This is a genomic window from Desulfitobacterium sp. (assembly GCF_982384815.1).
In genome coordinates, this window is record NZ_CEVWNY010000069.1 from 1 (window position 1) to 15,795 (window position 15,795).

A 15,795-nucleotide genomic window follows, 5' to 3' on the forward strand; every position below is an offset into this window, starting at 1 on the left:
AGGCACCACTAAATAAGCGGTGCCAAGAATGCTAGTAGTTCTTATTTAATAATAATCTTCTCCGGATCAATTACATTATGAAGGAGATCTAATTCTTCATAAGTGGGTGTAGGAGTCTCTCCACTTACCTTGGAAATATTAAGCTCAAAGCTGCAATTATCACGGCAATCTTCAGGGGTGAAACCGGGATGAACGGTATACAAATACATTACACCGTTTTCATCAAAGCGATAAACTCCCATATCAGAAATTACCGCATACGGACCACCGCGAAAAGCAGATCCGTAAACATCTTTTTTATGAACCCACTCACGATTGGGCCCATGGGGGAATCGCCAACCGGGTGAGGTAATATAACTTACTTTTTCCACAAAACGCCTTTTTTGATTTAATTGAGGCATAATCAAGACACTTCTTTTGGCTAAGGAATGAATATCTGCGTTACCACCGCTTCCCGTGAGGCGTTTACCGGTGGGGCCCCCCATAAAGGTTGTATTAATATTACCATACATATCTACCTCGGCTCCACCCAAGAAAGCCAGGTCGACTCGTCCTGATTGAAGGTGGAGAAACGCTTCCATGAGACCGTCTGCCACGGCCCCCTGGTAACTGCAACGGGCATCGGCAACCGAAGTGGGTAAGTCAATCGGACGACCATCGATAGAACCGGCTTCATAGATACAGACGCATGTAGGTGCCTGAGTTTTCTGGGCCAACATGATGGCCAACATAGGCAACCCTGTTCCGGCAAAAACAACCTCTCCATCTCTTACTTGCCGTGCCGCTGCGCAAGCTAAGAGGTCCATTGGTTTAAACTCTCCGATATTAGAATTTGCTTTTTTGCTATCCATGATCTTACCCCCTTTTCATTGTTGAAGAATAACCTAAAGCGGGATTGGCTCGAAGGTTTTCAAGCCGGGTGACCCCTAGCTTATTTAAATATTCTTGGTGATCCTTTACCCCGAAAATCCATTCCTCAGCCCATTGGTCAAAGCCTTCTTGGGTACGGGTGGATTTGAAGAAATCACTAATAAAAGGACCGTCCGGTTCGTGGACACCATATAACCCCGTAGGATGAGCAGCCCAAGGCAATTCAACGATATAATCCACGACATAACCCGGAAGCATATTTTGAGTAGGTTCTCTTCGTAAATACTCCTCCGGCACAACTTGCTCGGCGATAATAATATTATGTTTAGAGGCCTTAATTGCTTCTTCGTCACTGAATCTCAAGCCATTAACCCGCACAGTTCCTTCTTCACCGACCATCTGTACATGAGTAATACACCAATCGGGATTAGCGGCAGGGATTAAGATAATTTCAGAATCGTTAAAAGGTTCCTTATAGGTAACATATTTATGTTTACCGATATGGCGGTTGGAGCCATCGCGAAGTCCGGCTTTGCCAAGATTATCGTTTTCCGGGTTGAGGATATCGCTTCCTATTGCCGAATAGGTTGGTAAGAAAGGTGCACCTTTGGCCCCGGCAGCTAAACGGTAGAGAGCGTGGATATGAGCCCAATCTTCGTATAAAATCTCTTTATTCTCGATTTTACGGGCTAAATTAGCACCATATTTGCCATAGAGCTCATGTCCGCACCAACTTGATTCCCAGACACCGACACATCCGGCACCAATCAACATGTCATCATGGGTTCCGCCGTTGACCTCGACCAGATGAAGATTCCTCTTTTTCTGACGAATCAGCTCGTAGATAGCGGCCATAGGACGACGCCACACCGTAAAGCCCCCAAACGTTAACATATCCCCATCATTGATTTGTCCGATAGCTTCTGCCAGACTAACAATTTTTGGCCTTGCCATACAAAAACCTCCTTTTATTATCCTCCTCAAATCTTAAAAGCGTCCAATGACTTCACGACCAATAATCATCCGCTGAATCTGATTGGATCCTTCATAAATTTGAGTAATTTTGGCATCCCGCATCATCCGTTCGACTGGGTATTCAGAACAATAGCCGTACCCACCAAGCAATTGTACGCAGTTTGTCGTTACTTCCATGGCAACATCTGTGGCAAAGAGTTTGGCCATTGATGCTTCCTTGTTATGAGGTTTTTGATGATCTTTAAGCCATGCTGCTCTGTAAATCAGCATTTGCGCTGCTTCAATTTTCGTTGCCATATCGGCAATCATAAATTGCACTCCTTGGTTGGCAGCAAGAGGTTTATCAAATTGTTGTCTTTCTTTGATATAATTAATGGTGTATTCCAGAGCGCCTTCGGCAATTCCTAAACCTTGGGCACCAATGGTGATCCGACCACCGGCCAGCAATCCCATAGCCACGGCAAACCCATTATTGATCTCTCCCAAGACATTTTCTTTGGGAACTTTTACATTTTCAAAATTTAACTCAACTGTAGGTGAACCATGCATCCCCATTTTGTCTACAGGCTTGCTGATCGTAAATCCAGGCATATCTCTTTCGATGAGTAAACAGGTGATCCCTTTGCCCTTTGGCTGGGTTGGATCGGTTTTGACGAAGGTACAAAAAGTCGTTGCTACTGTTCCATTGGTAATAAAAATTTTGCTGCCATTGACTAGAAAATGATCGCCCATATCCTCAGCTCGGCATTTTAAGGCACCGGCATCAGAGCCGGCATTGGGTTCGGTCAGTGCATAAGCACCAATGATTTCACCTGTAGCCAATCTTCTTAGATACTTCTCTTTTAAATACGTGCTTCCATAGAGGTACATGCTCATACAGCCTAAACCGGTATGGACACTGGTAATTACTGCAGTCGAAGCACAAGCCTTAGCTAACTCTTCAACGATAATGGCGAAGTCTAAATAAGAACCGCCGCCGCCACCCCACTCTTCCGGAATCGGAAAACCCGTCAGTCCAAGGTCTCTCATCTTCTGCCAGGTATCCATCGGGAATTCATGAGATTTATCCAACTCTGCAGCCAGCGGAGCAAGTTGGTTTTGGGCAAATTTTCTTACCATATCTTTAATCATCAAGGTTTCACTACTCAATTCAAAATCCATTCCCATCTACTCTCCATTTCTCTTTTATCTATTTTTTAAATTAAGGTTTGCAATCTTCGTCTTAGTCGAGATCGACCCGAATAAGCATAGCATCTCCCTGAGCATTACCCGCGCAGATACCACATACTCCGTAGCCGCCACCGCGCCGTTTTAATTCGTAGGCCAAGGTCATAACAATTCGGGCACCGGTTGCTCCGATAGGATGTCCGTAGGCAATAGCGCCACCGTTAACGTTAACCTTTTCAAACATTTGTTCCTTAGTCATACCCAGAATGCTGCGGGCACTCACTAAGGCCACTGCGGCAAAGGCCTCATTTATTTCAATAAGCTTAATCTCATCAAGGGTCATATTATTTTGTTCCAGCACCTTCTTTATAGAGAGGCCCGGTACTGTAGCGATGTCCTTTGTAGGTTGGGATACTTCAGCATAATCAACTATTGTAAATAAGGGCTTAAGACCCAGTTCATCAGCTTTGGCCCGACTCATCAGGAGGCAGACATCACCGCCATCATTGGTTCCTGGTGCATTACCGGCGGTTACACTGCCAGGCTTTCCGGTTACAGTGCTAACATGGTCAAAAACGGGGGCAAGTTTTGCTAAACCCTCGATGGTTGTATTGGCACGGGGGCCTTCATCCTTTGCCAAGACTTCTTTTCCTCTCTTAACTGCCACCGGGAAAATCTCATCATCAAGTTTTCCGGTTGCAATAGCTGCTGAGGCTGCTTGTTGGGAACGCAATGCCCATTCATCCTGCTCTTCTCGACTAAAGCCAAATTCATCAGCCACTTCTGAGCCGTGTATTGCCATGTGGCGGTCGTAGAAGACATCCCAAAGCCCATCGTTAACCATTAAATCCACGCAATCTGCATTAGGAAGTCCCATCTTTTTCCCGCGACGCAGATCCGGTAAAGCGAAGGGAATATTACTCATACTCTCTTGTCCACCGGCAATCACGATTTCCGCTCTGCCAAGGGCGATCATTTGGGCACCGAGGTCGATTGTTTTCACACCTGAAGAACATACCTTGTTGACCGTAATCGAAGGTACATGCTCCGGCAAACCGGCCAAAAGGGTAGCCTGGCGACTGGGCACTTGACCGCTGCCGGCTTGTACCACATGACCCATGATGACATAATCTACCTCTGCGGGTGCAACTTTTCCCTCGGTGCGACGAAGAACTTCCTTGATCGCCAGAGCTCCTAATTGAGCTGCATCATATTCAACTAAGGCTCCCAGAGACTTGCCATAAGGAGTTCGACAGGCTTCTACACAGACGACTTCCCGATGTTTGGCAAAGGAGTTTTCAATCTTTCTGCCCATTGTTGAATAATCCGGCTTTCTTTCGCCGTATCCACTTATTTTGGCGTTTTTATAATATTTCTTTCTGGTTAGTTCAAGATTCTGAACGACTTTTGAAGACATTATTTTCTCCTCCCCTTTTACCTACTGGAACACTACGGAATCATTTTGGTTTATCACTGAACTAACCCGCCCTAAGCCCCCCGCCTCTATAGGTAGGCGGGTGCCCAAGGGCAGTTAAGTCCAGTATGGACTCGACTAACCTTCATGGGAGCCGAATCCCCCACGAAGGAAGTCTCGTTCAATGGTATTCATAAAAGCCGCGTCCGGATTTTCTGCCATACCAACCAGCCTTAACGTACTTACGCAGGAGTGGGCAAGGCCGATATTTGTCCCCCAGACCTTCGTGAAGGATTTCCGAGATGGACAATACCGTATCAAGACCAATTAAGTCTGCTAAAGCCAGAGGCCCCATTGGGTGATTCATGCCCAATTTCATAACATTGTCAATATCTTCAGCGGTAGCAATACCTTCATAAAGCGCATACACAGCCTCGTTAATCATGGGGATTAAAATCCGGTTTGCTACAAACCCAGGTGCGTCATTAACTTCTACCGGAGTTTTTCCCATTTCTACACTTAGGGCTTCAATCTTTTTATAGACTTCATCACTGGTAGCAAGACCACGAATAACTTCCACAAGCTTCATCACCGGAACAGGATTCATAAAATGCATACCTATAACCCGATCGGGACGTTTAGTAAAAGCGGCGATCTCTGTGATGGGAAGGGAGGAAGTATTCGTTGCCAGAATAGTATTTTCCGGACAAATATTATCAAGCTGTGCAAAGATCTTACTTTTAATCTCCATATTTTCTACGGCGGCTTCAATCACTAAATCAGCAGTAGCTGCATCTTCTAAAGAGGTGGATTTAGTTATACGTCCCAGAATCGCTTCAGATTCTGTTCCCGAAAGCTTTCCTTTTTCAACACTGCGTTTAAGATTTTTTTCAATAATCCCGAGCCCACGAGACAAGAATTCATCTTTAATGTCATTAAGAATCACTGAATATCCCGCTTGAGCGGCTACTTGTGCTATTCCCCCACCCATTTGTCCGGCACCAATAACCATAATTGTCTTCATTGCTACGCCTCCATTTTGTGCATTTGTTTTGGATAAGTTTTAAAGGTAAGTGATAAAACTAATTAAACCCCTCCTTAATGCCTTATGTACTATTGGCGATTACTGATTCCTAATATTCTGAATTATTTTGCAACTATTGTGCCAACTTTTTTATTAGTTCCTCTTGTTATTGATAATACAATGAATACTTTAGGGGGATTGGGATGGCACTAGGGTTGATGACCTCGGAAGGGGCAAAAATAAAATATTTGTCCTCAGTACCTTGCCGGTATTTATCAAAGTAAAATTAAATTACCTATAAAAAACTGTCCTGAAAGCAGACGTATTTGTACAAAGACGTCCGCTTCCAGGACAGTTATAGTGGTTAAGCTATTTTTAGGTCTAGGCTTCTTTCCGAAGTACCCTGTCTTTGATCCACTGAATTATATCAGTAGTCGGTGTCCCTGGGGTGAACAGTGCTTCAGCATATCCTCCTTCGATTAACTCATTAATGTCATCTTCCGGTAGTGTTCCGCCCCCCATAACTATGATATCTTCGGCATTTTGGACTTTAAGAAGGTCTTTAACCCTTGGAAATACTGTCATATGTGATCCCGATAATATGCTTAGTCCGATAACATCTACATCTTCTTGAATGGCAGTCTCCACAATTTGTTCGGGAGTTTGATGCAATCCGGAATAAATAACTTCCATTCCTCCGTCTCGCAGAGCTCGTGCGATGACTTTGGCACCGCGATCATGTCCATCTAAACCGGGTTTGCCGACCAATACGCGAATTCTTCCTGGTTCCACCTAATATCCCTCCATCGTCTAATTAAAATACAGATTGCTCCTCATACTCACCAAAAACCTCTTTGAGAACAGCAATCATTTCTCCTTCGGTGGCGTAAGCCCGAACGGCATCGATAATTTTCGGTATAAGATTATCAGATCCCAAGGCCGTTTCTCTTAGAGCGTCAAGAGTATTTTTAACATGTAAATTATCACGACTTGCTCTTAATTCCTTAACCCGTTGTGCTTGGCTTCTTTCAATTTCCGGATCAATTTTTAACAAGTCGATCTCAATATTCTCCTCGATCTGGAATTCATTAACCCCAACAATTATGCGGGTTTTACTTTCAATCTCTTTTTGGTAACGATAAGCTGCGTCAGCTATTTCTTGCTGGAAGAAGTTCTGATTAATCGCCGCGAGTACCCCGCCATGTTCTTCAATCTTCCGGAAGTATTCTTCAGCGCCCTCTTCCATTTGATTAGTTAGCGCTTCTACAAAATAGGAGCCGGCCAAAGGATCAATGGTATTGACGACACCGTTCTCGTAGGCAAGAATTTGTTGGGTCCGTAAAGCAATCTGTACTGCTTTTTCTGAAGGCAGGGCGAGAACTTCGTCCATAGAATTGGTATGCAGGGATTGCGTTCCCCCCAGTACTGCTGCCATTGCTTGATAAGCAGTGCGGATAATATTGTTCTCTGGCTGTTGGGCGGTGAGCGAACATCCCGCTGTTTGGGTATGAAAACGCATGAGCAAGCTTTCTTCTTTTTGAGCACCGTATTTTTCTTTCATGCGCCGTGCCCAAATCCGCCGAGCTGCTCGATACTTGGCTATTTCTTCAAAGAAATCGGTATGAGAATTAAAGAAAAAGGATAATCGCGGTGCGAAATCATCAACATTAAGTCCCGCTTTAATACCGGCTTCCACATAGGCAAACCCATCTGCCAAAGTGAAGGCTAATTCTTGGAGAGCAGTAGCTCCCGCCTCCCGAATGTGATAGCCACTGATACTGATAGTATTCCATTTGGGGACATAATCCCGGGCAAAGGCGAAAATATCTGTGATCAGACGCATCGATGGCTCAGGTGGGAAAATCCAGGATTTTTGGGCGATATATTCTTTTAATATATCGTTTTGAATAGTTCCGGTAAGCTTATGGGCAGGAACCCCTTGTTTTTCTGCAGCAACTATATACATTGACCAAAGAATAGATGCGGGAGCATTGGTTGTCATAGAAGTGCTGACTTTATCCAGGGGGATATCCTTAAACAAAGTTTCCATATCTTGAAGGGAATCGATTGCTACTCCTACCCTTCCCACTTCCCCGTAAGCACGGGGATGGTCAGAATCATATCCCATAATAGTTGGCATATCGAAGGCGACACTTAAACCAGTTTGACCTTGACTCAATAGAAACTTATACCGTTGATTGGATTCCACAGCTGTAGCAAAACCGGCAAACTGACGCATTGTCCAAAGTCTTCCCCGATACATATTTGTGCGAACTCCCCGAGTATAGGGGTATTCGCCGGGATAGCTAATATCTTTCATAAAATCTATTTCGGGAATGTTATCCGGGGTGTAGAGTGGTTCGATGGGGACACTAGAGACTGTTATAAATGGCCCTTTGCGCTCTTTCTGTTCCTGGTAGGCTTTTTGCCAACGTAGAAAATCTTCCTTCATACAATTTCACCTAACCTTTTTTGGAGTCACTCCTAAGGCCTTCCACCCTTTATCTATCTATCTGTTTATAACTTGAAAAAATAGTGATTAGTAGATTCTTCGGAGACTATCAATGCCCAAAGTTTTTCGGCAAGTAGGTAAGGATTGTTTGGCTCGAAGTTATCGCTTGAACTCTGAAAATTTTCCCAAGCGGTCTTAAAGGCCTGCCGCGCAATTTCTTCCCAATGGCTCCATACTTCTTGAGCAAAGGCTTGCTTGCGGCGTTCAAGGTTTTTTCCCGATTGCACCAAGAAATCTTGATGCAACTTAATTTGATCGCGCAGTTCTATCAGGCCCCGTTGGTCAAGGACACTGGTCAGAACCACCGGGGGACGCCAAGGTTTTTCGCCATTAAGATCGAGAACCATTTCAATATCATTCTTAAGGCGCTGGGCACCTGGTAAATCAGCTTTATTGACGACATAGATGTCGGCGATTTCCATGATGCCGGCTTTAATCGCTTGAATTCCATCTCCGGTTCCGGGATTTAAGACCACAATGACGGTGTCGGCTAATTCCATAATGTCTAATTCCGACTGTCCCACTCCCACTGTTTCAAGAATTAGACGCTCATATCCTGCAGCTTCCAATATCCTTAAGACATCCGTAGCGGAGCGAGCCACTCCACCTAAATGTCCACGGGTACCCATACTTCGGATAAATACCCCAGGGTCGGTGCTATGGGACTGCATACGAATCCGATCACCTAAAATAGCTCCACCTGAATAAGGGCTGCTTGGATCAACCGCAACAATACCTACTTTGTTATTTTGCTCGCGATAAAGCTGGGTAATTGCTCCTACTAAGGAGCTTTTGCCCGCACCCGGCGGCCCGGTTATACCAAGTACCATTTGTCGACCGGTCTTGGGAAGGAGCCTAGACATAATCTCTACTCGACCTTGGTTATCCTCGACTCGAGAAATAAGCTTAGCTGCCGCACGGCGGTCACCTTGCCAAAGACGTTCTAACCAAGATTCAAAATCATAGCTTTTCAATATTCCATCCCTTCCTTTGCCACAACCCCTTGTTGATATGCATGCCGGTGTTCCTGCATGAATGTTACGGTATCGGCAATCGCTATAAGCTCATCAGGTGCATAGCGCCCGGTTAAGACAAGATTCAAACGCGGCGGACGCATTTCAATAAGGTCTAATACCTCTTGAACTGTAACCAATTTAAAAGCTAAGGCGACCAAAAGTTCATCCGCAACTATCAAGTCAAAGCGGTCCTCTTTAAACCATTGGGATAAAATTTCCAATCCATCACGGGCCATGGCAATGTCCACCGGATCGGGATTCTCATAGGAAACAAAACAATCTCTACCGGTCTGAACCAACGTCCAGTTGGGGAGCTTTTCGGAAATCTTAACCTCTCCGTAATTTTTGCTTCCTTTCATGAATTGCAAAAAGCCTACCTGCTGATCATGTCCTAAGGCCCTGAGGCATAATCCTAAAGCCGCCGTGGTTTTCCCTTTTCCATTACCAGTATACACCAGCAAAAGCCCCTTCATTACCCTTTTCACCTTCTTCCTTTAATTTACTGACTCTTATAAGTCGGCCCTTAAACCTGAGGATTACGTTAACCTTCCACTAGTTTAAATTCCCAACCGCAATAGAATTCATCTGAAACCTGATCCGGCGGACAGGCTAAACAACGGGTGGAAATTCGTGAATCAATAGTAGCGGCAAATAAGGAGTACTCAACTTCACCCACCGGCTTGCACGGAAATGCCGGCATTTGTTTTCTTTTCCGGGCACTTTGAACCCGACAATCTGTCATTTTAAAAATTAAAGTCTTTGGATCAGGCCTTTCCACTGTCTGCAGATTGAGAAAAGCATACAATCGAAAATTTAAGGCACGTTCCAAGGCTTCAAGACCTCCCTGAGGCGGCAATTTCAAGAACTCCTGGATACGCTTAGCCTCGATCACGGTAAATTTGCGCCAAGCTTCTATGTCATGGTGGATTGCCTCCTCCATTCCCCTTTCTTGTTCTATGGACTGGAACCAAAGTCCATCATGTGCCAACCAACGCTTAGCAAAATCTTCGAGTAAATCTAAGGCTTGTTCTCGTGTTAATTCTTCCTTATTATTTAACATGTTTTTTCTCTCTCCTCCTCGTATTCGACCATTCGGTCCTAGTTACTACCCCTACAACCCTCCTTTTCAGAGCACTATGCTGAATAATTAGAATATTCTTGCAAGTACTGTGCCATTAACTAAGTGGAGCACATTGGGTGCTAAAAGCCTTAGTTTCCTTATCCGTCGCGAAACTTATATTTTCTTATCAACTAAAAATACGTCCCGGAAGCGGACAATTTTGTTCTGAACTGTTCGCTTTCGGGACGTTTTTAGTGGCTGACTACTAAATATTAATGTTATATTTATTTAATTTATCGTAAAGTCTTGAACGGCTAAGGTTTAATAGCTTTGCGGCTTTTGTCTTATTTCCCCCAGCTTTTTCCAGGGCTGCTATAATCATATCTCGCTCAATTTGAGCAATTTTATCCTGATGCCTTATTTCAGGGCTAGGAATTTTACTCATAGTAAGATTACTGCTCATAACTTGATTAGGCAAATGAACCAACTCGATCAAACCACTGCGAGTGTAGTTCACCGCCCTTTCCACAACATTCTCCAGCTCTCGAATATTGCCCGGCCATAAGTATTTGCGTAATGCCGACATGGCATTATCGGTAATTCCAATGACATTTGCTCTAAGTATTTTATTGAATTTTTTAATAAAGAAGTAGGTAAGTGGTTCGATGTCCTCAAGACGCTCTCTCAGGGGGGGCAAATGCAGATTAATCACATTTAGCCTATAGTAAAGATCATGTCGGAATTCCCCTCTATCAATAGCATTGCGAAGTTTTTTATTAGTCGCAGCTAAAATTCTCACATTTATTTTAACCGTTTCTGTACCGCCTAGCCGTTCTATTTCCCGGTCTTGCAAAACGCGCAATAATTTGGCCTGCAAGGCTAAAGGCATTTCCCCAATCTCATCCAAAAACAAGGTCCCCCCATCGGCTCTCTCGATACGACCAGGTTTACCATGCTTGTCGGCACCGGTAAAGGCACCGCCAACATAGCCAAACATTTCTGCTTCCATCAGGTTTTCTGGAATTGCAGCACAATTAACTTTGATAAATGGTCCTTTACTACGATCACTACAAAGATGGATGGCATGGGCTACTCCTTCCTTACCCGTTCCGCTTTCTCCGGTTATCAAAACCGTTGAACTACTGGAGGCTACGATGGAGATTTCACTTTTTAGTTTTTTCATTTGGGGGCTTTCGGCAATCATATCTTTCATTATGTCCTGGGCTGTCATATTCTTCTGTAGCTCTTCTTGGAAAAACGTGACTTTATGCTCCAAACACCGTACTTTTTCCGCAAGCTCCTGGGCTTCGGCGAGATGAGGGAATACTACTTTACCGACCACCCCGACTGGATTCCCCTCCTTAAGAATTGGAGAACTTGAAACTATTAAAGGTTTGCCCTTAATGGTCAATACTTCACTTGTTTCGGTTAAATCACTATTGTTAACATTAAGCAAGCGACTGGAGGGAATGATTTCTGAAATGGGTTTATCAATGATCTCCGCTTGGGGAAGGGTTAAAAAATCAGCCATAGCCTGATTTACCAGAGTTGTTTTTCCCCGTTCATCCACCACAACGATACCATCGCGAATAATATTTAAAACTGTATCAAAAGTCTTATTTAAGGATTTTACAGTCTCCAACTCTTTAGCTGTATGTTCTAAATCCGTAATATCTTGAAAGATAACGATTGCTCCGGCTATAGTTCCTTCGATCTTTAATGGCGTAGTATTAACCACCATGGTGATGTTGCGGTGTGTGTACTTAATCCCAATTTTAACTACCCCTTCGATAAGTGAAGGAGTTAAGTCTAAACTCGGTAATAGTTCTTGAACGGGCTTGCCAAATAAGACATTGCCCCTGACGTTTAGTATTCGACTTGCACCATTATTGATGTGGGTAATCTTACCTTTACTATCTATGGCAATCACACCATTATGCATAGAATCCAAAATTGCCTTTAATTGAACATTTAATAATTCGGAGTGTCGAAATAAAGTCATTACCATATTTGCCTTACATAACAATCCCACCACTTTGCTTTTATTATCTAGCACCGGAACCGAACCAACAGAACTCATTTTGACAAAATTAGCCAGCTCATCATCGGTAAGGTCTTCGGAAATGCTGATGACATTCGTAATAATATAGGGATCGATTATGTCCTTCGAAGTTGCGCCGTTTAAAATTGCCCGAAAAAGGCTACTTCTACTAAATATACTTAACAAGCAGCCTTCCTGATCTAAAACAGGGATAATGGCGAGTTTTAAATCAAGAAAAATACGTACAGCCTTGGCTATCGTATCACCAAGGTTCAAATAGGAGAAACGAGTATTTGTCCCTTCCCTTAGGAGCATCAGTAATCACTCCTTTACCAAGTGCTTGTGAACTACAACTCATGTATTTCAGAATATTCTGTATACACTATAGCACAATTTAATCCTTTTTTAAAGGCACAAGGGTGTTAGAGATTTCACGTGCCCAGCCCGATTATGCTTTAAGCATCCTCCCTGGTCCCTAAACTTTAAGGAAAAGCCAGACCATTGTAGTCTGGCTTAATAATTATTGAAATCTTGCTTAGAGATTACTTAACGGGACTCTAGATAACATGCACCACGTAATCATTGATAATGACATTAACTAGACCTGCCCCTGTTTTTACTCTCGTTTCTGTTTTGAGAGACTTGGCTTCTACATTTGTCACTGCACCACTCTCTTGAATGATGTGCAGGATCCTATCTTCATCAGGGGCTACATGGATTAGGGAGACGAGATACCCTGTTTTCTCAGGATCAATCTTAGCGATAGCAATACCTCTCCCGGCCCGTCCTTGTGCTTTATATTCCTCAAAAGGGGTCCGCTTTACATAACCCTGATCGGTGACTGTAATCAGATCTCCCACCTCCCCATCTTGGGCAGGTTGAATCAAGAGCGCATCCACAACATAATCCCCATCGCTCAAAGTCATCCCTTTAACTCCTCGGGATTTGCGACCCATGGGGTTAATATCTGATTCAGAGAAACGAATAGCTTGCCCTTGATAGGTGGCTAAGAACAACTCCCCCTCTCCGTCACTAAGGAATACCTTAACTATTTCATCCCCTTCTTTGAGGCCCATGGCATCTGGAGTTCTGCTATTGAGGAAATCAGTGACGGGGCTTCTCATAACTTGCCCTTCCTTAGTTACGAAGATAAAGTGCTGCCCCTCACTTCCTTCTTTTAAAGCAATCATCGAGACAATAAGTTCTTCTTCGGGTAAGGGGAATAAATTGTTGATTGCTCTTCCCTTCTCTTTAGCACCGACTTCGGAAATTAATTTTGCCTTAGCATTATAATATTTGCCGTTATGGGTAAAGAAATAGAGGGTATCCTTTGAGGTACAGGAGACTTGTCCTAGTAATGCGTCGCCATCTTTAAAGGTATAGGCTATGGCATTAATCTGACTTTTACGAGTTGGGGTAGGGATCTGCTTGATAAAGCCCCTTCGCGTTAGCAATACTTCCATGGGTTTTTCCGGTTCCTCGAAAGCACTAAAGTCGACTTCATCCCCCACATCCCCCGGTAGGATCAAAGTACGCCGCTCATCACCGTATTTATCGGCAATAATCCTTAGCTCACTTTTAATAATCCCATAGACCTTATTGACATCGGCTAAGATGCCTTCCAGTTCAGTGATTAGCTTTAAAATATCTGCGTATTCTTTGCGGATGCCATCCAATTCAAGGTTGGTCAAATGCTGGAGTTTCATATCCAAAATCGCTTGAGCTTGCGGTTCCGAGAACTCAAAACGAGTGATTAAGCCAGCCTTAGCGATGGAAGGGTTTTTACTGGAGCGAATGATATGCAAGACCTCATCCAAATTATTAATGGCGATAACCAAACCCTCCAGGATATGGGCACGAGCTTTGGCCTTTTCCAGGTCGTATTCAGTCCGGCGAATTACCACTTCCTTACGATGTTGCAGATAAGCCTGATTTATTTCCTTTAACCCTAATACCCGAGGAGTTCCCTCTTCCGTAATTACTAAATTGATAATCCCAAAAGTCTCTTGGAGCTGGGTGTATTTATAGAGAAGCTTCAGAATTTGTTTGGGATCAGCATCTTTTTTACACTCCACTACCAGGCGTAAGCCCTCTCGGTCCGACTCGTCCCGAACTTCGCTGATTCCTTCGATCTTGCCGTTTTCTGACTGACTTTCAATCTTCGACGCCAAGTTTGATTTGGAGACTTGAAAGGGTATTTCCGTAATAACGATAAGATTTTTGCCGCCTTTTCCTGGCTCAATGACAGCTTTCCCCCGCATTATCACTTTCCCCCGACCAGTGCGGTAAGCATCGGTAAAACCTTGGGAACCGATAATCAGTCCCCCCGTAGGGAAGTCCGGTCCTTTAACCTTTTCCATCAATTCCTCAAGACTTACAGCGGGGTTATCAATTTGCAGAATCAAAGCTGCTACTACCTCCCGCAAGTTGTGAGGTGGGATATTGCTGGCCATCCCTACGGCAATACCGGAGCCGCCGTTGACCAAAAGGTTAGGAAAGGGGCTAGGTAAAACGATGGGCTCCTTCAAGCGTTGATCATAATTAGGTTTAAAAGGGATGACGTTTTTCTCAATATCTTGGGTCATCAGTTGGGAAAGATGAGTCATCCGCATCTCTGTATAACGCATAGCCGCTGCTCCATCTCCATCGATAGAACCGAAATTACCCTGTCCATCAATTAAAGGATAGCGAGTGGCCCAAGGCTGGGCCATCCGCACTGCAGCGTCATAAATGGAAGAATCTCCATGAGGATGATATTTTCCCATGCAATCCCCCACCAGACGGGCGGACTTGCTATAGGCCTTATCGGGATGCATGCCAATTTCATCCATAGAATAGATAATCCGACGATGGACAGGCTTTAAACCGTCCCGCACATCCGGAACTGCCCTTTGAAGAATAACATGTTTAGAATAGCCCAGAAAACTTTCCGGAAGAACCTCTTCCAAGGAACGCTGGATTACATTTTCTTCAAGAATACTCATTCTTTCACCTCAAAATGCTTACATATCTTCCGCTGTAAAGACGATATTTTCCATTAAAAATTCCCGGCGGGGGTCTACCTGTTCACTCATAAGAATCTTCAGCTTCCGCTCCGCTTCAAGGGCATCATCGATAGTCACTTGAATCATGCGGCGATTGGCAGGGTTTAAAGTAGTCTCCCAGAGCTGTTCCGGGTTCATCTCTCCTAACCCTTTATAACGCTGAATCTTGGCATTTTTGCCCAACTCCTTAAGAGCTTCCTTCAACTCATGCTCGTCATAGGCATAGCGAACCGTTTTACCCTTCTCCTTTTCCACTTTATAGAGAGGAGCTTGGGCAATATAAACTTTTCCATTGAGAATGAGGGGCTTCATATAACGATAAAAGAAAGTAAGCAGCAAGCAACGAATATGGGCGCCATCGATATCCGCATCAGTCATAATACAGACTCGGGCATAATTGGACTTCTCTACTTCAAATTCCTTACCGATCCCAGCCCCGATAGCTGTAATCATACTGCGGATTTCTTCATTTTCCAGAACTTTATCCATCTTGGCCCGGTAGGTGTTAATAACTTTACCTCTTAGGGGAAGAATGGCTTGGAAGCGCCGATCCCGGCCTGTCTTAGCCGAACCACCCGCACTGTCTCCCTCGACCAAGAATAATTCATTACGGCCCTTATCTTTTTCACTGCAAGCTGCTAACTTACCACTGAGAGCCTTAACTTCAGCGTC

The 15,795-nt window shown here is 44.1% G+C and carries 13 protein-coding genes; all 13 read right to left on the minus strand.

All coding sequences use genetic code 11. From position 1 onward, the window contains the following. Positions 1 to 41: 41 nt before the first annotated feature. A complete protein-coding gene (locus AC1U9U_RS10825; protein ID WP_479960577.1) occupies positions 42 to 851 on the minus strand; it encodes a CoA-transferase subunit beta in 810 nt (269 codons plus the stop codon). Positions 852 to 855: 4 nt separating this feature from the next. After that, on the minus strand, positions 856 to 1,824 hold the full coding sequence (locus tag AC1U9U_RS10830; protein ID WP_479960578.1) for a CoA transferase subunit A: 969 nt from the start codon (positions 1,822 to 1,824) through the stop codon (positions 856 to 858). 33 nt (positions 1,825 to 1,857) lie between these two features. Next, complete coding sequence (locus AC1U9U_RS10835) at positions 1,858 to 3,006, minus strand: acyl-CoA dehydrogenase (RefSeq protein WP_479960579.1); 1,149 nt, start codon at positions 3,004 to 3,006, stop codon at positions 1,858 to 1,860. A gap of 61 nt (positions 3,007 to 3,067) precedes the next feature. After that, the gene (locus AC1U9U_RS10840; protein WP_479960580.1) at positions 3,068 to 4,429 is read right to left on the minus strand and encodes a thiolase family protein; all 1,362 of its coding nucleotides are present in this window, start codon (positions 4,427 to 4,429) and stop codon (positions 3,068 to 3,070) included. 178 nt (positions 4,430 to 4,607) lie between these two features. Next, complete coding sequence (locus tag AC1U9U_RS10845) at positions 4,608 to 5,450, minus strand: 3-hydroxybutyryl-CoA dehydrogenase (RefSeq protein WP_479960581.1); 843 nt, start codon at positions 5,448 to 5,450, stop codon at positions 4,608 to 4,610. A 381-nt stretch (positions 5,451 to 5,831) separates the two neighbouring features. Further along, positions 5,832 to 6,242: a cobalamin B12-binding domain-containing protein gene (locus tag AC1U9U_RS10850; RefSeq protein WP_479960582.1), complete on the minus strand. Its 411-nt coding sequence runs from the start codon at positions 6,240 to 6,242 to the stop codon at positions 5,832 to 5,834. 22 nt (positions 6,243 to 6,264) lie between these two features. Beyond that, entirely contained in the window at positions 6,265 to 7,902 is a 1,638-nt protein-coding gene (locus AC1U9U_RS10855) for an acyl-CoA mutase large subunit family protein (protein WP_479960583.1), read from the minus strand. 65 nt (positions 7,903 to 7,967) lie between these two features. Beyond that, a complete protein-coding gene (gene meaB, locus AC1U9U_RS10860) occupies positions 7,968 to 8,936 on the minus strand; it encodes a methylmalonyl Co-A mutase-associated GTPase MeaB (protein WP_479960584.1) in 969 nt (322 codons plus the stop codon). Further along, positions 8,933 to 9,451: a cob(I)yrinic acid a,c-diamide adenosyltransferase gene (locus AC1U9U_RS10865; RefSeq protein ID WP_479960585.1), complete on the minus strand. Its 519-nt coding sequence runs from the start codon at positions 9,449 to 9,451 to the stop codon at positions 8,933 to 8,935. Before AC1U9U_RS10865 ends, meaB begins: the two co-directional genes overlap by 4 nt. Positions 9,452 to 9,519: 68 nt before the next feature. After that, a complete protein-coding gene (locus AC1U9U_RS10870) occupies positions 9,520 to 10,038 on the minus strand; it encodes a DUF6125 family protein (protein ID WP_479960586.1) in 519 nt (172 codons plus the stop codon). A gap of 265 nt (positions 10,039 to 10,303) precedes the next feature. After that, the gene (locus AC1U9U_RS10875; RefSeq protein WP_479960587.1) at positions 10,304 to 12,394 is read right to left on the minus strand and encodes a sigma 54-interacting transcriptional regulator; all 2,091 of its coding nucleotides are present in this window, start codon (positions 12,392 to 12,394) and stop codon (positions 10,304 to 10,306) included. A 242-nt stretch (positions 12,395 to 12,636) separates the two neighbouring features. Next, complete coding sequence (gene gyrA, locus AC1U9U_RS10880) at positions 12,637 to 15,063, minus strand: DNA gyrase subunit A (protein ID WP_479960588.1); 2,427 nt, start codon at positions 15,061 to 15,063, stop codon at positions 12,637 to 12,639. Positions 15,064 to 15,081: 18 nt separating this feature from the next. After that, positions 15,082 to 15,795, minus strand: a 714-nt coding sequence (locus AC1U9U_RS10885; RefSeq protein WP_479960589.1) for a toprim domain-containing protein, incomplete at its 5' end; no start/stop codon positions are given.